This is a genomic window from Lutibacter flavus (assembly GCF_900188355.1).
Lineage (GTDB): Bacteria > Bacteroidota > Bacteroidia > Flavobacteriales > Flavobacteriaceae > Lutibacter > Lutibacter flavus.
The window spans coordinates 197,553-221,536 of the sequence record NZ_FZNX01000003.1 but is presented as its reverse complement, the minus strand read 5'-3'; the positions used below and the strand labels follow the sequence as shown (position 1 = coordinate 221,536).

At 30.1% G+C, this 23,984-nt stretch carries 25 protein-coding genes; 15 read left to right on the top strand and 10 right to left on the bottom strand.

All coding sequences use genetic code 11. The annotated features are described in order from the left end of the window. Positions 1-86: 86 nt before the first annotated feature. Both CHB63_RS09915 and CHB63_RS09910 read right to left on the bottom strand, forming a co-directional pair. Positions 87-866: an alpha/beta fold hydrolase gene (locus CHB63_RS09915; protein WP_089378307.1), complete on the bottom strand. Its 780-nt coding sequence runs from the start codon at positions 864-866 to the stop codon at positions 87-89. Positions 867-928: 62 nt separating this feature from the next. Next, entirely contained in the window at positions 929-1,744 is an 816-nt protein-coding gene (locus CHB63_RS09910) for a DUF1853 family protein (protein WP_089378306.1), read from the bottom strand. Positions 1,745-1,826: 82 nt separating this feature from the next. Here CHB63_RS09910 and CHB63_RS09905 point away from each other — a divergent pair, with 82 nt between their 5' ends. Next, on the top strand, positions 1,827-3,365 hold the full coding sequence (locus CHB63_RS09905) for an SDR family oxidoreductase (protein ID WP_089378305.1): 1,539 nt from the start codon (positions 1,827-1,829) through the stop codon (positions 3,363-3,365). Positions 3,366-3,569: 204 nt separating this feature from the next. Here CHB63_RS09905 and CHB63_RS09900 read toward each other — a convergent pair whose 3' ends face one another. Genes CHB63_RS09900 through CHB63_RS09890 form a run of 3 tightly spaced genes read right to left on the bottom strand, consistent with a single transcriptional unit; the run spans position 3,570 to position 6,759 of the window. Then, complete coding sequence (locus tag CHB63_RS09900) at positions 3,570-5,312, bottom strand: M14 family metallopeptidase (RefSeq protein ID WP_089378304.1); 1,743 nt, start codon at positions 5,310-5,312, stop codon at positions 3,570-3,572. A gap of 11 nt (positions 5,313-5,323) precedes the next feature. Beyond that, entirely contained in the window at positions 5,324-5,779 is a 456-nt protein-coding gene (gene coaD / locus CHB63_RS09895; protein ID WP_089378303.1) for a pantetheine-phosphate adenylyltransferase, read from the bottom strand. Positions 5,780-5,781: 2 nt separating this feature from the next. Then, positions 5,782-6,759 carry a D-alanine--D-alanine ligase gene (locus CHB63_RS09890; RefSeq protein ID WP_089378302.1) on the bottom strand — a complete coding sequence of 326 codons (978 nt, stop codon included), beginning with the start codon at positions 6,757-6,759 and terminating at the stop codon, positions 5,782-5,784. A gap of 140 nt (positions 6,760-6,899) precedes the next feature. On the opposite strand from CHB63_RS09890, the gene CHB63_RS09885 reads away from it, so the two are divergent. Genes CHB63_RS09885 through CHB63_RS09875 form a run of 3 tightly spaced genes read left to right on the top strand, consistent with a single transcriptional unit; the run spans position 6,900 to position 8,934 of the window. Continuing rightward, complete coding sequence (locus tag CHB63_RS09885) at positions 6,900-7,487, top strand: PASTA domain-containing protein (RefSeq protein ID WP_089378301.1); 588 nt, start codon at positions 6,900-6,902, stop codon at positions 7,485-7,487. 2 nt (positions 7,488-7,489) lie between these two features. Beyond that, positions 7,490-8,515 (top strand): RluA family pseudouridine synthase, encoded by a 1,026-nt coding sequence (locus CHB63_RS09880; protein WP_089378300.1) that lies wholly within the window; start codon positions 7,490-7,492, stop codon positions 8,513-8,515. Between the two features lie 11 nt (positions 8,516-8,526). Next, positions 8,527-8,934, top strand: a complete 408-nt coding sequence (locus tag CHB63_RS09875; RefSeq protein ID WP_089378299.1) for a DUF2721 domain-containing protein — start codon at positions 8,527-8,529, stop codon at positions 8,932-8,934. A gap of 163 nt (positions 8,935-9,097) precedes the next feature. On the opposite strand, the gene CHB63_RS09870 is transcribed toward CHB63_RS09875, so the two are convergent. The 3 genes from CHB63_RS09870 to CHB63_RS09860 form a co-directional block, all read right to left on the bottom strand. Further along, positions 9,098-9,562: a hypothetical protein gene (locus tag CHB63_RS09870; RefSeq protein WP_245856894.1), complete on the bottom strand. Its 465-nt coding sequence runs from the start codon at positions 9,560-9,562 to the stop codon at positions 9,098-9,100. Positions 9,563-9,752: 190 nt separating this feature from the next. Then, positions 9,753-10,208 carry a nuclear transport factor 2 family protein gene (locus tag CHB63_RS09865; protein ID WP_245856892.1) on the bottom strand — a complete coding sequence of 152 codons (456 nt, stop codon included), beginning with the start codon at positions 10,206-10,208 and terminating at the stop codon, positions 9,753-9,755. Between the two features lie 39 nt (positions 10,209-10,247). Further along, positions 10,248-11,432, bottom strand: a complete 1,185-nt coding sequence (locus tag CHB63_RS09860) for an aldo/keto reductase (protein ID WP_089378298.1) — start codon at positions 11,430-11,432, stop codon at positions 10,248-10,250. Between the two features lie 239 nt (positions 11,433-11,671). Between CHB63_RS09860 and CHB63_RS09850 the strand changes: the two genes are divergently transcribed. The 8 genes from CHB63_RS09850 to CHB63_RS09815 all read left to right on the top strand — a co-directional run bounded on the left by CHB63_RS09850 (position 11,672) and on the right by CHB63_RS09815 (position 18,297). Beyond that, entirely contained in the window at positions 11,672-12,124 is a 453-nt protein-coding gene (locus tag CHB63_RS09850) for a helix-turn-helix domain-containing protein (RefSeq protein ID WP_245856890.1), read from the top strand. Between the two features lie 101 nt (positions 12,125-12,225). After that, the gene (locus CHB63_RS09845; RefSeq protein ID WP_089378295.1) at positions 12,226-12,852 is read left to right on the top strand and encodes a CatA-like O-acetyltransferase; all 627 of its coding nucleotides are present in this window, start codon (positions 12,226-12,228) and stop codon (positions 12,850-12,852) included. Positions 12,853-12,934: 82 nt separating this feature from the next. Continuing rightward, positions 12,935-13,588 (top strand): VOC family protein, encoded by a 654-nt coding sequence (locus CHB63_RS09840; protein WP_089378294.1) that lies wholly within the window; start codon positions 12,935-12,937, stop codon positions 13,586-13,588. 25 nt (positions 13,589-13,613) lie between these two features. Further along, positions 13,614-14,372, top strand: coding sequence for a peroxide stress protein YaaA (gene yaaA / locus CHB63_RS09835; RefSeq protein ID WP_089378293.1), 759 nt, complete (start codon positions 13,614-13,616; stop codon positions 14,370-14,372). Positions 14,373-14,701: 329 nt separating this feature from the next. After that, positions 14,702-16,099 (top strand): type III PLP-dependent enzyme domain-containing protein, encoded by a 1,398-nt coding sequence (locus CHB63_RS09830; RefSeq protein WP_089378292.1) that lies wholly within the window; start codon positions 14,702-14,704, stop codon positions 16,097-16,099. Beyond that, positions 16,092-17,030 (top strand): agmatinase, encoded by a 939-nt coding sequence (gene speB, locus CHB63_RS09825; protein WP_089378291.1) that lies wholly within the window; start codon positions 16,092-16,094, stop codon positions 17,028-17,030. Before CHB63_RS09830 ends, speB begins: the two co-directional genes overlap by 8 nt. Continuing rightward, positions 17,020-17,994, top strand: coding sequence for a deoxyhypusine synthase family protein (locus tag CHB63_RS09820; protein WP_089378290.1), 975 nt, complete (start codon positions 17,020-17,022; stop codon positions 17,992-17,994). Before speB ends, CHB63_RS09820 begins: the two co-directional genes overlap by 11 nt. Positions 17,995-17,997: 3 nt before the next feature. After that, positions 17,998-18,297: a hypothetical protein gene (locus CHB63_RS09815; protein ID WP_089378289.1), complete on the top strand. Its 300-nt coding sequence runs from the start codon at positions 17,998-18,000 to the stop codon at positions 18,295-18,297. Between the two features lie 53 nt (positions 18,298-18,350). On the opposite strand, the gene CHB63_RS09810 is transcribed toward CHB63_RS09815, so the two are convergent. Together CHB63_RS09810 and CHB63_RS09805 are read right to left on the bottom strand one after the other, a co-directional pair. Beyond that, a complete protein-coding gene (locus CHB63_RS09810) occupies positions 18,351-18,689 on the bottom strand; it encodes a DUF2853 family protein (protein WP_089378288.1) in 339 nt (112 codons plus the stop codon). Positions 18,690-18,769: 80 nt separating this feature from the next. Then, the gene (locus CHB63_RS09805; protein ID WP_089378287.1) at positions 18,770-20,194 is read right to left on the bottom strand and encodes an L-serine ammonia-lyase; all 1,425 of its coding nucleotides are present in this window, start codon (positions 20,192-20,194) and stop codon (positions 18,770-18,772) included. Between the two features lie 224 nt (positions 20,195-20,418). On the opposite strand from CHB63_RS09805, the gene dnaK reads away from it, so the two are divergent. The 3 genes from dnaK (at position 20,419) to CHB63_RS09790 (ending at position 23,973) form a co-directional block, all read left to right on the top strand. Then, entirely contained in the window at positions 20,419-22,332 is a 1,914-nt protein-coding gene (gene dnaK, locus CHB63_RS09800; RefSeq protein ID WP_089378286.1) for a molecular chaperone DnaK, read from the top strand. Between the two features lie 110 nt (positions 22,333-22,442). After that, entirely contained in the window at positions 22,443-23,393 is a 951-nt protein-coding gene (locus CHB63_RS09795) for an NAD(P)H-dependent flavin oxidoreductase (protein WP_089378285.1), read from the top strand. 37 nt (positions 23,394-23,430) lie between these two features. After that, positions 23,431-23,973: a hypothetical protein gene (locus CHB63_RS09790; protein ID WP_141107294.1), complete on the top strand. Its 543-nt coding sequence runs from the start codon at positions 23,431-23,433 to the stop codon at positions 23,971-23,973. The last annotated feature ends 11 nt before the right edge of the window (positions 23,974-23,984 follow it).

Genomic DNA, 23,984 nt, shown 5'->3' with positions numbered 1-23,984 from the left:
TAAAAATAGTCTCTTTTTTTAGTTCTATTAATTATCTAAACCTCTTTTGAAATTCTTTATTAAAAATTAAATTGGTTAGGAATAAATTATTGATTGTTAATAAATTGAATAGATTTTTTATTGAATGTTTCTGATTGCTCAATATTAACCACATGACCGCTATTTTTAATAATTAATAACGAAGATTGTACATGCTTTAAAACTATTATTTTTATAGCTGGCAAAAATAAATGGTCCTCTTCACCCATAATATACAATGTTGGAATATTAATTTCGGTTTCTCTAAAAAAACGTAATAATGGGTTTATTTCTGCAGTTAATTTAAACCAACGAACAAATTCTTTTTGATATAATTTTTTGGCCTCATTTACAAAAATCAAACGTGATTTTTTATGGTTTTTTCGAGGCATAATAATAAAGGCAAATAATTTGTACAAAACTAAATAGGGAACAATAGATTTAAATAAAACACCAATACGCATTAGTAATTGAGATTTAAAGTTCAATTTCATAATTGCTCCTCCCATAATCATGCTTTTAACACGTTCAGGATATTTTTCTGCCAAATTTCTAATAAGAATGGTTCCTAATGAAATACCTGTAAAATGCGAGGTTTTTATTTTTAAATGATCAATAACTTCAACAATATCATGAGTTATAGAGTCGAAAGTGTATTTTTCAGAAAAGGCATCTTTAATTTTGGTTTTGCTATTTCCATGACCTCGTAAATCTAAAACTAATACGTTAAAATTTGTACTAAAACTGCGTATTTGCTTAAACCAAATAGACGAACTTCCACCAGCACCATGTACAAAAGTAACCCATTCGGTGGCTGTTTTATGAAGATAAGTAGTATAGTTAAGCATTTATATTTTAATTTGATTTTTTGCTAAAATAGCTAAAACTATGGGAATCTTGAGATAAATTTTTACCACCAAACAACAAAAAACTTTTGAACTTCTCCATTTGGATACTTAATCCAGCATAAAGGTGCAGTTTCTTGTTTAATAAGATCTTCAACTTTTGTTAAAAATAAATTGTAGGTTAACCATCTGGTTTGCGTTTGAACTGCTTGTAGCCAGTTTATTTTTGAAGGTATGAAAAATTTACAATCTGAAAACTGTTTTAATTCATTAAAATGAATATAAAATCCTTGAATACATTCATTATTTATCAAGTCAAAAGAGTTGTTTTTTAATGAAAGTGGCACAAAAAGTTGTGCTTTAAAATAAACCCGTTGCGCTATATTTTCCGATTTTAAGTTAATTTTTTTTAACAGGGGATTTGTAAATGAATTATATAGTAGTGGTAATTGTTTGTTTTTTAATTTAGTTAATTTTTTAACCAAATTATCATTTCTGTTTGGGCCAATCCAATGTTCTATTTCGGTGGTTCCAAAGGTTTCATCATATAAATAAAACTTATAAATTATTTCTAAATGAAATGGGTGTTCGTTTTCGGTTAAAATGCAATCAATTTCGCCAACGGTGGTTTTTCCATTTTGAATTTGAATATTTTCTGCTAAAATATTAATGTTTTTTTTCTGAATTAATTCGTGCATTACAAAACGTTCAACACGTTTTCCTAAGCGTAAATTTTTTACAATTCCATTATTAAATGTTGCAGAATTTTCTTTCAGAAATTCAAATTGTTTTAAGTCAAAAACGGCATCAGAATTCCATAAAAAAGGCGTGTTTAAAAAACCTTCATATTGTAATTGTATGTCTTTTGTATTTAAATCCATTAGCTTGGTAAAAGTACATATTTCAATAAATTAATTGCTGCTACATTTTATAAAGTATATTTGCAGCCTTAAAATAAAGAAAATGAGTGATTTGGAAAATGATAAAGTTGGGGAAGCTGAAATAGATGAATGTATTGCTACGCTTGAAAAGTTAGTTGGTAATGGAGGTCAGATTTTTGAACTTTCTGAAGAAAAAAGAGTTGCTTTATTGAAGGCTGCTGGCTTATTATCAAGACCAAATAAAGATGATTTTGCTAAATGGAAGAAGGATGCTAAGAAAACGGCAAAGAGAAAAATGATTGCCAGAGATCGTCACGCTCGTAAGGAAACTGGAATTAGAAGTGCTCGTGAAGCAGCTATTTTTGAAGCTCCAAAATTAATATCGCTTACCAAACAACAAGAAAAAGAACTTGAATTAGAATCGCCTCGTAATTGTTACGTATGTAAAACTATTTATACCAAATTGCATCATTTTTATGATACGATGTGTACAGAATGTGGTGATTTTAATTATGCAAAACGTTTTCAATCGGCAGATTTAACTGGGCAAGTAGCTGTAATTACAGGTTCTCGTTTAAAAATTGGATACCATATTACTTTAATGATGTTGCGTGCCGGAGCGACTGTAGTTGCAACCACTCGTTTTCCCGTAGATTCAGCATTGCGTTTTTCTAAAGAAGATGATTTCTCTAAATGGGGAGACCGATTAAAAATTCACGGACTTGATTTAAGACATATTCCAAGTGTTGAAATATTTTGTAATTATATTGAGCAGCATTATAAAAGATTGGATATTTTAATAAATAATGCAGCGCAAACAGTTCGTCGCCCTTCAGGTTTTTATCATCATTTAATGGAAAATGAAACGATGAATTTAGATTTACTACCAAAATCTGCAAAAAGTGTTTTGGCTGATCACTTTGAATGTTTGAATGAATTAAAAACCTTAACTTCAAGTGCATCACCAAACAAGAATATGCCAGTTACCTGGCACGGACCAGAACCCGGAATTGGGTTAAGTTCTTCGGCAAAATTATCACAAATACCTTATAGTTTCGACAATTCTTTAAAAACGAGTGAAGTTTTTCCTGAAGGTGAATTAGATGTTGATTTGCAGCAAGTTGATTTACGTAAAACAAACAGTTGGCGTTTAAAACTCGGAGAAATTGAAACTACTGAAATGATTGAAGTTCAGTTGGTAAATTCTGTGGCTCCTTTTGTATTGTGTAATCGACTTTCAAACATAATGAAGAAAGAAAACACAGGAATGAAGCATATTATTAATGTTTCGGCTATGGAAGGGAAATTTCATCGTTTTAAAAAACAAGATCGCCATCCACATACCAATATGGCAAAAGCCGCTTTAAATATGATGACACATACTAGTGCTTCTTCTTTAGCCAAAAAAGGTATTTATATGAATGCCGTTGATACTGGCTGGGTTACAGATGAAGATCCAATTGAATTGTCAAAGAAAAAAGTTGAGGTTCACGATTTTCAACCACCTTTGGATATTGTTGATGGAGCCGCAAGAGTTATAGATCCACTTTTTGATGGAATTAAAACTGGAAAACATTGGTGCGGAAAATTTTTAAAGGATTATATGCCAATAGATTGGTAGTGTTAAATTTATTGAGATCAGCCGCATGAGATTCTTCATTTCATTCAGAATGACAAGCGATTGTGTCATTCTGATCGATAGAGAAGAATCTCACGTATTATCATTTCGTTGTATCTTGTCATTCTAATTGATAGGAAAAGTAATTAGATTCTGAATTAAGTTCAGAATGACGAAACATTTAAATTACTTAATTTAAAACGAGATTTAAAAAACTTTATAAACTGGCAGTTTTAAATATGCTTGTTCGTAATAAGGGGAGTTTTTATAAATAAAATCTAATTGTTCTCTTGGATTTTTTGCAAAGTCTTCTTCAGATTTCATTTTTTCATCAAAATTAAGTTTAAGTACAAAATTGTTGTTTAAATACTCTTCAGCAATGTCTTCAAAAACATAGGCAGAATAACCTTCTTTTCGTTGTAAAATACTATCGAAAAAATTCCAGTTAAAAAATGAATCTGTTGCCGAAGCTTCCAAAGTTTCCATAATATAACGAGCTCCTTTTTGATTTACAGGAATGTAACTATCTCCCTTTAAAAAAGTAACAGATTTTTTTGAAGTTGAAACGGTTGTATTGTAATGAGGATAATGACTTTCATAAGGATTTGTTACGGTTTTATAATCCTTTATGTGTTGTACTTGAACACTTATTGTAGTGTCTTTTGAGAATGTTTTATACCTAATATTATTTGCTTTTAATCGTTCTAAAACTTTCCACCATCCTTGTTTTAAAATGTAAGCTTTTGGTATTTCAATTTCATTGGTAACTTTAAACGTATTGTAATATTTAACGGGTTTTGTATAAGGCTTAGTTCTGTCGTAAAACAAGCGCTTTCCATTGGTAACCTTGCTATCTATATAACTTCCTTCATAACCTTTAAACTCAAGTGTTGAAAAAGTTTCACTATCAAGTTCATAAGAAATTGGATACGTTTTTTTATCTAAAATTTCAGCAATTGCACTGTTTCGAAGTTCTTTTATTTTGGTTCCGTTTTCAACTAAAAACTCTAAGGTGGATTCCATAAAACTATATGTTTGTTCAACACGTTGTTTGTATGGTTTTAGCATATGGGTTTCTACCATGAAGCCCAATGTGTTAAAGAGTGTTGTATATCCGCTGGAATAACGCGGGGAATCAAAAAACTGACTAAATCCTTCCTCAGGAGTTTTTCCCCAAACATTTACATAAGGTGTAATAATAATGTCTTTTTTTAGTAATGAAGCTTCAATATTTGGTCTCATTTCATTTTCTAAAAACTTGCCTATATTATTTCCTAATTTATTGTGTTGTGTAAATAAATGTGTGATACCATATTGATAATCTGCTCCATTACTAACGTGGTTATCAATAAAAATATCTGGCTGAACCAAATGATAAATTTTAGAAAAAGACAATGCGTTTTTGGTATCTGCTTTTATAAAATCACGATTTAAATCAAAGTTCCGTGCATTTCCTCTAAAACCATATTCTTTTGGGCCATTTTGGTTGGCTCTGGAATGGTTATTTCTATTAAGCGTACCACCAATATTGTAAATAGGAATAACGGCAATTACTATATTTTTAAATTGTTCTAATTTATTTTTATCTTGTACTATATCTCTTAATAACAACATAGTAGCATCAACACCATCAGATTCTCCAGGGTGAATTGCATTGTTTATTAAAATTGTGTTTTTAGTGCTCGATATTTTACTGAAATCGAATTCTTTTGAGCTATTAAAAACTACTAAATTTAGCGGGTTTCCACTGTCGGTTTCTCCAATTTCACTGAGTGAGATTTCTGGATATGAATTTGCTAATTCTTTAAAATACTCAATAGTTTCTATGTAAGTTGTGGTTTCAGTTCCTTCAGATTTTTCAAACTTTGTAGTAAAATCAGCATTCGGTTTTTTTTCAGAAGTTGTACAGGAAAAGTTAATTATTAAAAGGAGCAGTATTAATTTTTTCATACAATGTCAACCTATTTTTTTAAAACACTTTTTGGAACAAATTTGCTAATATCACCGCCATGTCTATAAACATCTCTAACAATACTCGAACTTATAAAAGCAGTATCGGCAGAAGTTAATAAAAATACCGTTTCAATTTTTGTGAGTTTTCTATTGGTTTGAGCAATTGCTTTTTCAAACTCAAAATCGGCTGGATTTCTTAAACCTCTTAAAATAAAATCGACATCTATTTTTTCACAAAAATCGGTAGTTAACCCAGTATAAGTAAGCACTTTTATTTTAGGCTCATGTTTATAAGTTTCTTTAATAAAATTTACACGTTCTTCTAATGAAAACATATATTTTTTATCGGCATTAATTCCAATAGCAATTATAATTTCATCAAATAAAGGCAAAGCTCTATTTACAATATCTACGTGACCTAAAGTAATAGGATCAAACGATCCAGGGAAAATTGCTCTTCTCATAGTTAGTTTTTTAAAGCCATATTTATGGCGTTATGAAAAAGTTCTTGTAAACTAATACCTGCTTCAGCTGCTTGTTGAGGAATAATACTTTCGTTAGTTAAACCGGGTACAGTATTCATTTCTAAGAAATACGGTTCATCATTTACCAAAATATATTCTGATCGTGTAAAACCACTCATATTTAAAACCCGATAAACTTTTTTAGCTACTTTTTCTAATTTTTTATGTGTTGCATCTGAAATTCTTGCAGGTGTAATTTCGTCCGACTTTCCTAAATATTTGGCTTCATAATCAAAAAAATCGTTGTCAGTTACAATTTCTGTCATTGGTAAAACTTTCGTTTTCCCTTCATAATTAAGAACGCCAATAGTAATTTCCGGTCCGTCTAAAAAAGACTCAATTAAAATTTCAGTATCTTCTTTAAAGGCTTTTTCAATAGCAGGAAGCATTGCTGCTTTAGTTTTAGCTTTAGAAATTCCAAAACTAGAACCCGCATTGTTTGGTTTTACAAAACAAGGCAATCCTACTTTTTTAATAATTTCGTCAAGATTAATTTTATCTCCTTTATTAAGATAAAAAGAAGTTGCAGTTTTTATGCCATATTCCTTAACAACACTTAAACAATCTCGTTTATTAAATGTTAAAGCCATTTGGTAAAATGGGGCAGAAGTATGTTTTAATCCAATTAAATCAAAATAGGCTAAAATGGTTCCGTTTTCTCCCGGGTTACCGTGAATTGCGTTAAAAACACAATCAAAAGTTATTTTATTGCCATTTATTTCAGCTGAAAAATCGTGCTTATTTATTGGATATTCATTGTTGTTGTCATCAACAAGTACCCATTTATTTTTTAGAATATGAATTTTATAGCAATTGTATTGGTCTTTTGCAATGTTTTGATAAGCAACATTCCCACTCTTCAAAGAAATTTCTACTTCCGAAGAATAGCCACCCATAATTATGGCAATATTTTTTTTCATTTTAAGTTTATATGTAATAATACAAACTTACATAAATTCTTATTTAGATTATTAAAAATGTAATAATTTAGAATGGATATTGTAATTTGTAAGTTGGTATTTATAAAGTATCTTTGCCAAAATTCAATAAAAAGAAAAAAATGAGTCTTATTCAGTTTATTAAATCAAAAACATTTTTAAAGCAATTGTTATTTGCAGTTGTTGGTTTAGTTGTGTTTGCTTTTGTGGTTATGAAATGGTTAAATATTTCAACAAACCACGATCAAAAAATTGAAGTTCCAAGTTTAGAAAAAATGAGTTTAAGTGAAGTTGAAAAAACATTGGAAGAATTAGATTTAAAGTTGGTGGTAATAGATTCAGCAAGTTACAATCCAGAATATCCTAAAAAATCGGTGATTGATCAAGATCCGGAAGCAGGAGATTTTGTAAAAGAAAATAGAAAAATATACTTAACCTTAAATCCATCTGGATATAGAAGTATTGAAGTGCCAAATGTTTTAGGAAAAACTAAAAGACAGGTTACTTCTCAATTAAGAGCTATTGGTTTTAGAATTGATTCCAAATATATTTATGTATCTGATATTGCCAAAGATGTGGTTAGAGGATTATTATTTGATGGAAAAACGTTAAAAGCTGGAGACGAAATTCCTAAAAACTCTGTAATTACCTTAAAATTAGGAGATGGTAATGGAAGTGGCAGATATTCACAATCTTCTGACAAAAATTAATAATGAGTGCTGAAGAATTAGAAAACGAAGAGTTTTACGAACATTTTAATTGTATTGCAAAACCTGGACAGGAACCTTTGCGTGTTGATAAATTTTTAATGAATTTTATTGAAAATGCTACACGTAATAAAATTCAGCAGGCAGCAAAAGCAGGAAATATACTTGTTAATGATGTTGCTGTAAAATCCAATTACAAGGTAAAACCAAACGATGTTGTTAGAATTGTTTTAGCACATCCACCGCACGAAAATTTGCTGGTAGCAGAAGATATTCCTTTGGATATTTTATTTGAAGATGACCAGGTTATGGTGGTAAATAAACCTGCCGGAATGGTGGTGCACCCAGGTCATGGAAATTATAGCGGAACCTTAGTAAATGGCTTAATTTATCATATAGAAAACTTACCAACCAATTCTAATGAACGTCCGGGATTGGTTCATAGAATTGATAAAGATACCAGTGGATTGTTAGTTGTTGCAAAAACTGAATTTGCAATGGCACATTTATCGAAACAATTTTATGATAGAACAACAGAGCGTTTGTATTACGCAATTGTTTGGGGAAATGTTAAAGAAGACGAAGGAACTATTGAAGGAAATATTGGCAGAAGTTTAAAAAACAGACTACAAATGAATGTTTTTCCTGAAGGAGATTTTGGAAAACACGCAGTTACACATTATAAAGTTATTGAGCGTTTTAGCTATGTAACGCTTGTACAATGTAAATTAGAAACTGGAAGAACGCACCAAATTAGAGCACATTTTAAGCATATTGGGCACACACTTTTTAATGATGAACGTTATGGTGGCGATGCTGTATTAAAAGGAACAACTTTTACTAAATACAAGCAGTTTGTAGACAATTGTTTTAAAGTATTACCAAGACAGGCACTACACGCTAAAACCTTAGGTTTTGAGCATCCAATTACAAAAGAATTTTTACGTTTTAATTCTGAAATTCCTCAAGACATGTTAGATTGTTTGGAGAAGTGGAGAAACTATACGGTAAACCAAAAGGAAGAGCATTAGAGTAACTATTTATGGAAGAACTTACGCTAACTACACCGGCACTTTTGTTTTCGGCAATATCATTAATAATGCTTGCCTATACCAATAGATTTTTAGCTTATGCCGCAGTTATAAGAAATTTGCATAGTGAATATTTGAAAAATAATGACAAGTCTTTAATTCATCAAATTAAAAACCTAAAATTACGAATTAACCTCACTCGTTGGATGCAGATATTTGGAATTTCAAGTTTGCTTTTATGTGTATTAACGATGTTTCTTATCTACATACATCAACAGATTATTGCTGTTTGGGTATTTGGAATTGCATTGATATTACTAATAATCTCTTTAATTCTTTTAATAAAAGAAATTCAAATTTCTGCTCAAGCACTTAAATTTCATATTAGTGATATAGAGAATCACTTAAAGGAAAAATAATAGTATTTGACTGTTAATTTTGAAGAATTATAATTTAGTTAAATCTTGATTTTAAAATGCAACGAAACTAATTTTATTGTTTGGAGAAGTGGAGAACTTATACTTTGAACTAGAAGGAAGGGTTTTTAGGGTTGCATTTATAGCCATTGTTGGTGGCAGTAATTTAGTTTTTCTCAAAAGTTAGATAATCTGTTCCACTATTTCCATCACTAATGTCAATTAATTCAATTTTGGTAGCTGTTTGTGAAATAAAATCCCAATCATCATTTAAATCTTCAAAATCATTGGTAAGATTAAAATTAATGTTGAAATCCAAATCATCTTGACTATCATCATCGCTACTGCTATCCGTAATGCTCCATGTACCATTATAATTATTCGTTCCATTATTTGCATTAAGAACACCAGAACTATTAAAAGTAAAGTTGTAGCCAGTAAAATAATTTGTCTCATCAGTTCCAGAGTCGATAAAGCTAGTTATTCTCCAAGTTCCCGATTCAATGTTCGTTTTAATTTCGTTTAGAGTTGATGAATTGTTGGAATTGTCATCATCTGATGAACAAGAATAATTGAACAAACTTATTCCTAAAATTAATAAAAAGACCAGTTTTAAATTTATTGTTTTCATAATTTCTATTTATTAAAGGTTCAATATTTTTTCAACGAAAAAAGAAGGCTTTTATTATCACCAAACGGTTAAATAAAATTGGTTTTAATTGAGTTTGTAGTTTGATAATCGAATTTCAATTTTTTTAAGCTAAGAAGCAAACTAAATAATTCATTAAAATTATTAATAAACTATTAAGTGAAATAAACTTTTAATGTTCACCTAATAATTTTGTAAAAGAAAGAGAACCTAATTTCCAAGAGCCATTTTCTTTGATATATACTTCCGTAACCATAAATGGGTTTGTTACTTCATTTCCGCCAACTTCCGCCAACAAATTGATTCTATTCAAAAGAATGGCTGTGTCTCGAATAATCTCAATTGACACTTCATGGATATCTGCTTTTTTGTACCAAATTCCACCGCTTTTTATAATATTAAGCTCCTGATCTTTTCCCCAAGAACCTCCCATATGAACAAAAACAGATTTTTCGTGGAAGAGTTTATCTAGCGTATCAGCATTTTTCTCTGCCATCCAATCCCACTTATCTTTTGAAAGATTTATTATTTCTTGCTTTAAATTAGTATTGATTTTTTCTTGTGCGATTGCTTTAGGAGTTAGTGTAACAAATAATATGAATAGAATAAAAACTAGTTGCTTCATCATTTAAGTATTTTAATAGTTATATTTTTTAATGAATAAAATTTATTTTTTTGGAGCTGATTCAACACCCATATCGTCAACTATTGGTTGAATATTTTTAGCTCCAGCTACCTGAATTTTTGATAATTCCGTATGAAATTCATTTAGCTCCTCAGGTGTAAAATTAATGTTATTGGCTCTTAAGTTTTCTTTTAAATGCACCAATTTAGAAGTGCCTGGAATTGGTACAATCCAAGGCTTATGAGCTTGCAACCAAGCTAATGATATTTGAGCAGGTGTTGCATTTTTACGAAGTCCCCATTCTTTAACAAAATATAATAGTTGTAAATTTTGTTTTAGGTTTTCTGGTGTAGTTCTAGGTAAAATAGTTCGGAAATCACCTTGAGAAAATCGTGTATTTTCATTAATTGCTCCTGCGAAAAAGCCATATCCAAGCGGACACCATGGAACAAAACCTATTCCCAATTCTTCGCAAAGTGGCAGCACTTCAGCTTCCGAGTCACGAGTCCAAAGCGAATATTCATTTTGAATTGCTGATAAAGGATGTACAGCGTGAGCCCTACGGATAGTGTTTAAACCTGGTTCAGATAAACCCCAATTTAAAACTTTTCCTTCTTGTATCAAATCTTTAACGGTTCCAGCTACGTCTTCAATAGGTACATTTGGATCAACTCTGTGTTGATATAATAGGTCTATATAATCGGTTCTTAAACGTTTAAGAGAACCTTCAACAGCGCTACGAATAGTTTCGGGCCTGCTATCAATACCTTTTCTTTCACCAGTAACCTGATCAACATTAAAACCAAACTTTGTAGCAATAACTACATCTTTTCTAAAAGGTTTAACAGCTGCTCCAACTTGATTTTCATTTGTCAACGGACCATAAACTTCTGCGGTATCAAAAAAAGTTAAGCCATTTTCATATGCTCCTTGGTAAAGTTTATTTACATGCTTCTGTTCTCTTATTCCACCTCCATAAAAACCATTAACTGGCAGTCCGCCTAAACCAAGAGCTGAAACTTCCAAAGTACCCAATTTACGCTTGCTGCTATTCTGTGGTTGTTTTCTTTTTTCTTGAATTTCTTTTTCGTCTTTACAACTTGCAAATGCAATGGTACCAACAGCTAAACCAGCACCTGCTAGAACCCCAGATTTTAAAAAATCTCTACGATTATTTCCCTTTTTTTCTTGTTCAGTGGACTTTTGTGGTTCTTTCTGATTTTTCATCTGCTTAAAATTTTAATTATGTAAATACTTCGTTGAATTTTTTCTAATATAACAAATGTCAAGATTTTGCATGAGCTTTTTGGTATACCAATTACTGTTTTTAATACCAATTTTACTGATATGGAACCTAAAAAATTCATAATTATAAATTTTTTGGCTATAACACCAGTGAAGCTTTGCATCTTTCGGAACGGGAAAGAAAGTTGCTGTTCGATTGCTTTTCTAAAATTGAATATGAATTGGAACAATCAATTGATAAGCATAGTAAACAATTAATTGTATCAAATATAGAGTTGTTTTTAAATTATAGTTTGCGATTCTATGACCATGAATTTATTGCCCGAGAGAATGTAAATAAAAGATTTTTAGAAAGCTTTGGCGAATTTTTAAAAGACTATTTTTTATCTGATGGAACAGAAACTATAGGTTTGCCTTCCGTAGCTTATTTTGCTGATAAGCTTTGTTTATCGCCTAATTATTTTGGTGATTTCACAAAGAATGAAACAGGAAAATCTGCACAAGAATATATACAAAACAAAATTATTGATGAGGCTAAAAATAAACTATTTATTTCTAATAAATCTATCAATGAAATTCCTTTTGAATTAGGATTTAAATACCCGCAGCATTTTATAAGGTTGTTCAAAACTCGTGTTGGACATACTCCAAATAAATATTGTAATTTGAATTGATTTTATGATATTTAATAGTAAACTAAATAATTTAACTGTCAGGTATTTACTTTTTTCGTTGTATTTTTGGGTCTTAAAATTTCCCTTTTAGCATAAAATAAATGAAAGCATTAGATATTGAAAATTGGAAACGAAAACAGCAATACGAGTTTTTTAAAACATATGAAGATCCTTTTTTTAATATAACTTCCAATTTAGAAGTTACAAACCTTTATGATTATTGTAAAAAACACAATTTATCATTCTCATTGGCCTGTTTATATGTGGCAATAAAATGCATAAATGAAATTTTAGAATTTAAATTGCGAATTAAAAGCGATGGAATTTATCAGTTTGATAGTGTTAACATTGGTTCAACAGTCCTAAATGATGATGACACCTTTTCATTTTGCGATTTTACATATCAATCAACAATTTTTGAGTTTGATACTATTGGTAAACAAGTAATTGAAAATCATAAAAAAGGCGTAAAATTTGACCCTCAAGAAAACGAACTTGCTATTGTTCACTGTTCAACCTTGCCTTGGATTTCTTTTACAAGTATAAAACACGCAAGAAAAGGAGATGAAGCAGGTAAAGGAATTCCAAAAATTGTATATGGAAAACTGTTTACAGAAAATGAAATAAAAAAAATCCCTTTTTCTGTGGAAGTTCACCACGCATTGGTAGATGGTTTTCACGTTGGAGTACTTCTTAATAATATGCAACAATATATTGATTCTCTATAATAGGTTTTAATTATTTAAATATAATTTTAATGTATTGCAATTACTATTTATTAATACTTAATTATAGTAATTTTACTTTGTAATGAAGATTAAAGAACTCATATTATTTACCAATAATTTAAATAAACAATTGGAATTTTACACCAATGTTTTAGAATTAGAACTTGTAAAACAAACTTCAAAAAGTTTTAGTTTAAAAGTAGGATGTAGTAAACTTACTTTTAAATTTCGCGAAAATTGTACACCTTATCATATTGCTTTTAATATACCATTAAATAGAGAAAATCGAGCTTTAAATTGGTTAAAGCAACGAGTTGATTTATTGCCATTTGGCGACAATGAAATTATAGAATTTGAACATTGGAATGCAAAAGCATTGTATTTTTATGATGCTGATAACAATATTTTAGAGTTTATTTCAAGAAAAGAATTGAAAATAAATAGTGAAGAAGCATTTTCATCAAATTCAATTTTAAATATAAGTGAAATAGGAATTGGTACAAGCGATATTAAATCGATATATAATTCTATAAACACTATTAAAAGTATTGATATTTTTGATGGTAGTTTTGAACGTTTTTGTGCTATTGGAAATGAAGAAGGCTTATTTATTTTGGTAAATAAAAGTGTTAAAAAATGGTTTCCAACAGATGATGAAATCTATGTGTCAGATTTTATTATTAAGGGCAATTATAATTTTGAATATGTAAACGGAAAAATTATTGAAATAGCTTAATTTTGTTAAATAGAATAATATAAAAATGAAAATAGTAATATCACCAGCCAAATCATTAGATTTTGAAACAACGGTTCCTACGACCCAATTTACAGAAGGAATTTTTTTAAATGAGGCAGAAAAGCTGAGTAATGTTTTAAAAAAGAAATCGCCAAAAGTTTTATCTAAACTCATGAGTATTTCTCCAAAATTAGCCGACTTAAATTGGCAAAGAAATCAGGAATGGCAATTACCGTTTTCTTTAGAAAACTCACGTCAGGCAGTTTATGCTTTTAATGGTGAAGTCTATAATGGATTAGATGTGTATACACTTCCGCTGGAAAAATTAGAGGAACTTCAAAACAAATTAAGAATACTTTCCGGTCAATATGGTATTTTAAAACCATTAGATTTAATGCAACCGTATCGTTTAGAAATGGGAACAAAACTAAAAGTAGGCAGAAAAGACAATTTATATCAATTTTGGGATAAAAAAGTTACAGATGCACTTAATTCTGAGTTAGAAAATGATGAACTTTTTGTTAATTTAGCAAGTAATGAGTATTTTAAAGTTATAAAACCAAAATTGCTTAAAGTCCCTGTAATTACTCCAGTTTTTAAAGACTACAAAGATGGTAAACTTAAGATGATTAGCTTTTTTGCAAAAAAAGCCAGAGGGCTAATGGTGCGTTATATAATTGATAATAATATTGAAACAATTGAGGGGTTAAAAGGTTTTAATTTAGAAGGTTATGGTTTTGATGCTAACCTTTCAAGTGAAAAAGAATTAGTTTTTACACGATAATTTTTATTTTTTTAAAATGGTATTGATTTTTTATATAATTTTGTTGCGTTATTTTTAATTAAATTTGAAAAATTTATATTTTTTCGGTCGTAACTTTTTTATCAAGAAGTTTTTAAGTTACTATGCGTTTTGGAAGCGCAACGAAAAATTAAGGCAAAAGACAACTTCTAGTTTCTACACTTTAAATATTTCCAGTCAATTATCATTGACTGCAAATAATGAGAATTCTAATTTAGTGTTAATTGTATAGGTGTTTATTTTTTTATGAAAATATCAGTCGTCCGACTGTAAAATAAATTATTTAAAATAAATACAATTTAAGAGTAAAAATGAACACAAAATATATTGATTTAATAAATCAAACTTTTGATTTTCCTCAAGAAGAATTTAAGGTTGATTCTAAAAAGCAATTGCATTTTCATGATATTAATACCATGGAATTAGCAGAAAAATTTGGAACACCTTTAAAATTCACCTATTTACCAAAAATTAGCGAAAATATTCAAAATGCTAAAGGTTGGTTTAAAGAAGCAATGCGCAAGAATAAATACAAAGCAAAATATCATTACTGCTATTGTACTAAAAGCTCTCATTTTAAGCATGTTTTAGAAGAAGCTTTAAGTAACGATATTCATATTGAAACATCTTCGGCAGTTGATATTGATATTGTTGAAAATCTAAAAAAGAGTGGAAAAATTTCGGATAAAACCTTTATTCTTTGTAACGGCTTTAAAAGAGATGAATACATTCAAAAAATACAAGTATTAGTAAACGGAGGCCATAAAAACTGCATTCCCATAATTGATAACTATGAAGAAATTGATTTGTTAACCAATGGTTTACGCAAAAAAATAAATATTGGAATTAGAATTGCTTCTGAAGAAGAACCTAAGTTTGAATTTTATACATCTCGTTTAGGAATTGGCTATAAAAATATTGTTGATTTTTATAGAAGAGATATAAAAGAAAATAAAAAAGTTAATTTAAAAATGTTGCATTTCTTTATCAATACTGGTATAAAAGACAATGCATATTATTGGAACGAATTAAGTAAATGTTTAAAAGTTTACATTAATTTAAAGCGAATTTGTCCAACTTTAGATAGCTTAAATATTGGTGGAGGTTTCCCAATTAAAAACTCATTAGCTTTTGATTATGATTATCAATATATGATTGATGAAATTATTTCACAAATTAAAATAGCTTGTGATGAAGCTGAAGTTAAGGTTCCACATATTTTTACGGAGTTTGGCAGTTATACCGTAGGTGAAAGTGGAGGTGCTTTATATAAAGTATTATATCAGAAGAAACAAAACGATAGAGAGCGTTGGAATATGATTAATTCATCGTTTATTACTACATTGCCAGATAGTTGGGCAATAAATAAACGATTTGTTATGTTGCCTTTAAACCGATGGAACGATAATTACGAACGGGTTTTATTAGGTGGTTTAACTTGCGATAGTGACGATTATTATAATTCGGAGCAACATATAAATGCTATTTATATGCCAGCCTATAAAGAAGAAAAACCTTTATATATTGGATTTTTTAATACAGGTGCATATCAAGAAACAATTGGTGGTTATGGTGGTTTACAGCATTGCTTAATTCCACAACCAAAACATATTATTATTTCAAAAAACGACGAAGGTAAATTAGAATATAAAGTTTTTAAAGAAAAACAAACAGCAAGCGATTTTTTAAAAATATTAGGTTATGAATAAAAGAACTTACGCAGGAATTCCTGAACAATACGGTAAAATTGAAACTTCAAAAGTAGTTTTAATTCCGGTTCCTTATGACGGAACAAGTACATGGCAAAAAGGTGCAGATAAAGGACCAGAAGCTTTTTTACAAGCTTCAGAAAATATGGAGCTTTATGATATTGAAACCAAGTCAGAAGTGTACAAAAATGGTATTTATTTAGCCGATCCAATAACTGAGAATTCTTCACCTGAGAGTATGGTTGAAACAGTTCATGGAATAACGAAATCATATATTACAAAAAATAAATTTGTAACGTTATTTGGAGGAGAACATTCCATTTCAATTGGTACAATTAGAGCATTTAATGAATGCTTTAATAATTTAACTGTTGTGCAAATTGATGCGCATGCAGATTTACGAAAAGAGTATGAAGGTTCTTCTTGCAACCACGCTTGTGCCGTTTATGAAGCAAGCCAAAATACAAACTTAATTCAGGTTGGTATTCGTAGCATGGATGTTATTGAAACAACAATAATGGATAAGGATAAAGTGTTTTTTGCTCATGAAATGGCTACTGATGATTATTGGATGGAAAATGCAATTGATTTAATGACAGAAAATGTATTTTTAACAATTGATTTAGATGCTTTTGATCCTTCAATTATGCCTTCAACAGGAACACCAGAACCAGGAGGATTGTTTTGGTATGAAACTTTAGATTTTTTACAAAAAATATTTAAAGAGAAAAATGTTGTTGGATTTGATATTGTAGAATTATGTCCAAATGAAAAAGATAAATCATCAGACTTTTTAGCAGCAAAATTGTACTATAAAATGTTAAGCTATAAATTTGAAAATACCGAAGATTCTGACTATGATGATATAGCCGGTTATAAAGAACCTAATAATAAATCAACCAAATTTGAAGACGAAGATAATGACTACTAAAGGAGCAATTTCTCAATTTATTGAAAATTATTATTTACATTTTAATGCAGCATCAGTTGTAGATGCAGCAAAAGAATATGAAAATCAATTAGCAAAAGGATCTAAGATGTTAGTTTCTTTAGCAGGAGCAATGAGTACTGCAGAATTAGGTAAAATATTTGCTGAAATAATTAGACAAGATAAAGTTCAAATTATTTCGTGTACTGGTGCTAATTTAGAAGAAGATATCATGAATTTGGTAGCACATTCACATTATAAAAGAGTACCAAATTATAGAGATTTAACTCCGCAAGATGAATGGGATTTATTAGAAAAAGGATTGAATAGAGTTACCGATACTTGTATCCCTGAAGAAGAAGCGTTTAGACGTTTGCAAGAGCATATTTTTAAAATTTGGAAAGATGCAGAAGATGCAGGAGAACGTTTTTTTCCACATGAATTTATGTACAAATTAGTACTTTCAGGTGTATTAGACCAATACCACGAAATAGATCCAAAAAACAGTTGGATGATTGCTGCTGCAGAAGCTAATTTACCAATGGTTGTTCCTGGGTGGGAAGATAGCACTATGGGTAATATTTTTGCTTCTTATGTTTTAAAAGGAGAGTTAAAAGCAAGTACCATGAAATCTGGAATTGAATACATGACTTTCTTAGCAGATTGGTATACCGAAAACTCTAAAGATGGAATTGGATTTTTTCAAATTGGAGGCGGTATCGCTGGAGATTTTCCAATTTGTGTAGTGCCAATGTTGTATCAGGATATGGAAAGAACAGACACTCCTTTCTGGAGCTATTTTTGTCAAATTTCAGATTCTACAACTAGTTATGGTTCTTATTCCGGAGCAGTTCCAAATGAAAAAATAACTTGGGGAAAATTGGATATCAATACACCAAAATTTATAATTGAATCAGATGCAACCATTGTTGCTCCATTAATATTTGCTTATTTGTTAGACATGTAGATTATGAAACGAGTAATTGTAGATTATAGTAAATTAACTAGCGATATTTTAGACTTATTAGTTGAAAAATTTCCATCGGGCTATGGTTATAGAGATATCATCACTTTTAAAAATGCGAAAGATGAAACTGTAAGAGCTGTAGAAGTTAGAACAGAAGATACTATTTATTTAGTTAAAATAAGTTTGAAGTTAGAAGAGACAATGGAAGATTATGATGCCGATGAAGATAACTTTGATGATGTTTATGACAACGATGATGATAATAATATTGAAGAAATACCTGACGAGAGTGATGATGATTAAGATCTTATAAATAAAAAAACCCGCAACTTGCGGGTTTTTTTATTTATATAATTTTATTTATAAACAGATTCTTTTTTAAATTCTACTGCCAATAAGTAATAGAAAATGGCTCTGTATTTATTTCGATTAGATTTACCCATTTTTTCAACAACAGCTTCAATTGCACTATCTAATTTTGGACTATCAGAAAGTCCTAATTTTTTGATTAAGAAATTCTTTTTTACAGTCCCTAATTCTTTAGCATCTGAACCAGAAACAGTTTCTGCATCTTTTTTATAGATAGATGGACCTAAACCTTTAGTTACTTTTGCTAATAAATCAGCATCAAATTTGATACCTAATTTTTTCATTTCACTTTGATAAAGTGCTATTTTTTCATCTAATTTACTCATGAGTAACGAATTTTTTTTTAATTAAATTAATATTCCTTTTACCAAATATAAAAAATATTCTTCGTAAAATTAAATTTAATTTAACAATCTGAAAGATTTACTCCAACCGCTAATCCGCCTTCGGAGGTTTCTTTGTATTTAGAATTCATATCTTTAGCTGTTTCCCACATACTAGAAATAACTTTATCCAAAGGAACTTTAGCATTTAAAGAGTCGGATTCTAAAGCAAGCTCAGCAGCATTAATTGCTTTAATTGCACCCATGGCATTTCTTTCAATACAAGGTATTTGTACCAAACCTCCAATAGGATCACAAGTTAAACCTAAATGATGTTCCATTGCTATTTCGCTTGCCATTAACACTTGTTCTGGAGTACCTCCAAGCAATTCTGTTAAAGCTCCAGCTGCCATAGCAGAAGACACACCAATTTCTGCCTGGCAGCCTCCCATAGCCGCTGAAATTGTAGCTCCTTTTTTAAAGAGACTTCCTATTTCACTCGCTACTAATAAAAATTGTTTTATATGGTTAAAATCTGCTTCATGATTTTCAATTACAATATAGTACATTAAAACTGCAGGAATTACACCAGCACTTCCGTTTGTTGGTGCTGTTACAACTCTTCCTAAGCTTGCATTTACTTCGTTTACACTTAAGGCAAAACAACTAACCCATTTTAGTATTTGACGAAATTTAACTTCGGTACCTCTTATGGTTTCCAGCCATTCTGTTGGTGAGTTATATATGGAATTACCAATAAGTTTATTGTGCATATCAAATGCGCGACGTCTAACATTTAATCCGCCAGGTAAAGTACCTTCTGTATGACATCCGGCATACATACATTCTAACATAGTATTCCAAATTCTTTGAATTTCAAAGTCAATTTCTATATCTGATCTAAGAGATCGTTCATTTTCTAAAACAATATCTGAAATTTTTAATTGCGTTTGTTTGCAATACAACTCTAATTCTTTGGCTTTTTGAATAGGGTAAGGAAATGTTTTTAAAATTTCAATATTTTCCTTTGCATGAATTAACTCTTCTCTAACAACAAAACCACCTCCAATTGAATAATAAGTATCTGAAGAAATTTTAATATTGTTTTTAAAGCCCGTAAACTTTATTGCATTGGCATGAAAAGGTAAAAACTCTTTATTAAAAATTATGTCAGTTTTTGGATCAAAATCTATTAAGAAACTGTTACCAAATTTTAATTGTTTTTCAAGGTTAATTTTTGAAACTAACGAATGAATTTCATTAATAGGTATTTGTTCAGGATCACTACCTGTTAAACCTAAAACAACAGCTAAATCTGTTGAATGACCTTTCCCTGTTAACGAAAGTGAGCCGTATAAATCAACTTTTACAGAATTAATCTCTTTAAAAAGATCTTCTTTCAATAAATGATTTATCCAACGTTCTCCTGCGCGCCAAGGACCTAAAGTGTGAGAGCTAGATGGACCAACACCAATCTTAAGCATATCAAAAACAGAAATACACTCCATTCTTTTATATTAATTTATTATAGCCTGTAAATATATGTTATTGAATAAATATGGATGTCCTTTTTTATAAAATTATTAATAATAATCCTATAATAAATGACAAATAAACTTAGGGTTAAAATTAAATTATGACAACTTGACATAAAAAATTTAATGGCATAATCATTGACTATTTGTTGTTGTAAGTTAAAAAAATTTAAGAATAAAAAATAAATAGAATAGTTATGGGTAAAATAATAGGAATAGATTTAGGAACAACCAACTCATGTGTTTCTGTAATGGAAGGAAACGAACCAGTTGTAATTCCTAATGCTGAAGGAAAAAGAACAACGCCTTCTATTGTTGCATTTATTGAAGGTGGTGAAAGAAAAGTAGGTGACCCTGCAAAACGTCAGGCAGTTACAAATCCTTTAAAAACGATTTATTCAATTAAGCGTTTTATGGGTAATAAATATTCTGAGTCTAAAATGGAAGCAGAACGTGTACCTTATAAAGTAGTCAAAGGAGATAATGATACACCTCGTGTTGATATTGATGGAAGATTATATACTCCGCAAGAAATTTCGGCAATGATTCTTCAAAAAATGAAGAAAACTGCAGAAGATTATTTAGGTACAGAAGTTTCTGAAGCTGTTGTTACAGTTCCAGCATATTTTAACGATGCACAACGTCAAGCAACTAAAGAAGCTGGTGAAATTGCAGGATTAAAAGTGAGCCGTATTATAAATGAGCCAACAGCAGCTGCTTTGGCATATGGTATGGATAAAAAAGGAGTTGATCAAAAAATAGTTGTTTTTGACTTTGGTGGTGGAACACATGATGTTTCTATATTAGAGTTAGGAGATGGTGTTTTTGAAGTATTATCAACAGATGGAGATACACACTTAGGTGGTGATGACGTAGATCAAAAAATTATTGATTGGTTAGCTGAGGAGTTTAAAGCTGAAGAAAATATGGATTTACGTAAAGATCCAATGGCTTTACAACGTTTAAAAGAAGCTGCTGAAAAAGCGAAGATTGAATTATCATCTTCTGCTACAACTGAAATTAATTTACCATATGTTACTGCTACGGCTTCAGGACCAAAACACTTGGTTAGAAGTTTAACAAAAGCAAAATTTGAACAATTAATTGATGATTTAATTAAAAGAACAATTGAGCCTTGTAAAACAGCATTGAAAGGTGCGGGTTTAACAACTGGTGATATTGATGAAGTTATTTTAGTAGGTGGTTCTACTCGTATTCCTGCGGTTGTAGAAGCTGTTGAGAAATTCTTTGGAAAAGCTCCTTCAAAAGGTGTAAATCCAGATGAGGTTGTTGCAATTGGAGCAGCTATTCAAGGTGGAGTTTTATCAGGAGATGTTAAAGATGTATTGCTATTAGATGTTACACCTTTATCTTTAGGTATTGAAACTATGGGTAATGTTATGACTAAGTTAATTGAAGCTAATACTACAATTCCAACTAAGAAATCACAAGTATTCTCAACTGCGGCAGATAATCAACCATCAGTAGAAATTCACGTATTACAAGGTGAACGTGCTATGGCAGCGGATAACAAAACTATTGGTCGTTTCCATTTAGATGGTATTCCACCAGCACAAAGAGGGACTCCTCAAATTGAAGTAACTTTTGATATTGATGCGAATGGTATTATTCATGTAACAGCTGGAGATAAAGCTACAGGGAAAACTCAAGATATTAGAATTGAAGCTTCTTCTGGATTAACTGATGAGGAAATCCAAAAAATGAAAGCTGATGCTGAAGCAAATGCTGATGCAGATAAAAGTGCTAAAGAAGTTGCGGAAAAAATCAATGGAGCTGACTCTATGATTTTCCAAACTGAAAAGCAATTAAAAGAATTTGGAGAAAAATTATCAGCAGATAAAAAAGACCCAATTGAAGCTGCTTTAGCAGAATTGAAAAAAGCTCATGAATCTAAAGATATTGCACAAATTGATGCTGCAATGGAAAAAATTAATGAAGCTTGGAAAGTAGCAAGTGAAGAAATGTACAAAGCAGAACAAGAAGGTCAGGCTCAAGGAGCTCCAACTGGAGAATCTTCAGGTAACGGTGAACCAAAAGCTGAAGGAGATAATGTTGAAGATGTAGATTTTGAAGAAGTAAAAGAAGATTAATTTTCTTTTCTGAAATATTAAAAAGGCTTCCATAATTGGAGGCCTTTTTTTGTTTAAGCACGTTTTGCTATGCGTGCATAATATTTAGTATATTTGAAAAAATCATAAGAATGAAATCAGCTAAATTAAACCAACTTTTAAATATTAAGTATCCAATTATACAAGCCCCAATGTTTTTAGTATCAAATACCACAATGGTTATTGAAGCTATGAAAAGTGGAATTGCAGGTTGTATTCCTGCATTAAATTATAGAACACTTGAAGAATTAAGAGCTTCGATTAAGGAGCTTAAAGAAGCTAAAGTTGATGGAGGTTCATTTGGATTTAATTTAATTGTAAATAAATCGAATCTTAAATATAAAGGGCAATTAGAAGTTATCTGTGAAGAAGGTACTGATTTTATTATAACTTCTTTAGGAAGTCCTGAAGAAACTATTAATAAAGCACATCAACATAATATTAAAGTCTTTTGTGATGTCACCGATTTAAAATTTGCTAAAAAGGTGGAAATCCTTGGAGCAGATGCAATTATAGCCGTTAATAATGAAGCCGGAGGACATAGAGGGAATAGTTCTCCAAAAGATTTAATCACTCAACTCGTTACAGAATGCAATATTCCTGTAATTTCTGCGGGAGGAGTAGGATGTAAGGCAGACGTTGAAAAAATGCTAAGTTTTGGCGCAATTGGTGTATCTGTAGGAAGTCCTTTTATTGCTTCAAAAGAAGCTAATGTTACTGAAGAATATAAGCAAGCTTGTATTGAAAATGGAGCAGATGATATTGTAATGACAGAGCGTATTTCGGGTTCTCCTTGTACCGTAATAAATACTCCATATGTTCAAAAAATAGGAACTAAACAGACTTGGATAGAATCATTTTTGAATAAGAATAAAAAATTAAAAAAATGGGTGAAAATGATTCGTTTTTTAATAGGAACAAACGCTGTTACTAACGCAGCAACTAAAGCAACTTACAAAACTGTATGGGTTGCAGGGCCAAGTATTGAATATACAAGAGAGATTTTGCCTGTAAAATTAATTGTAGCTAAGTTAGTTAATTGATATTTTTGATGAGAATATTTATAAAGCGAAATTTACTTTGAAGAATTATCATAATTTCAATTTTTTTAAACATACTTATTGTGAATTTGAAATGATTAATGATGATTATTTCAATCAGAAATCAGTCCATTTTAAAAGTAAATCGGGGAGTTTGTATTTTTATACAGAGAAAGGAGTTTATAGGCATTCAAATCATTGGGGAAGAGTTGCTAATTGTAGGTGGAAAATTAATGGAATTGCAGCATATAAAAATCAGTACTATTATACGGGGTACGCCAATTGGTTGGATTTTCATTCATTAAAATCTTCTGAAAAATATTTTTATTTAGAAGTGAATTTTGAAGAAAAATCTGCAAAAATTTATAAATTAAAAGAGGTAAAAAATCCAGCTATTTTTTTGATGTCTTTGGAGTTTGCACTTAAAAGATTGAAAGAAATAAAAACATTGTTTAAAGAATATAAATGGGCATTATATTTTAATGTAAATATTGATGTTGTAAGAAAAGAATTGATTGGGTTGTTAATTAATTCTGATAAGTCGTTACAGGAAATTAAGCAAAGTATTGGAAAGCGATTTTAAATAAAAAAGTA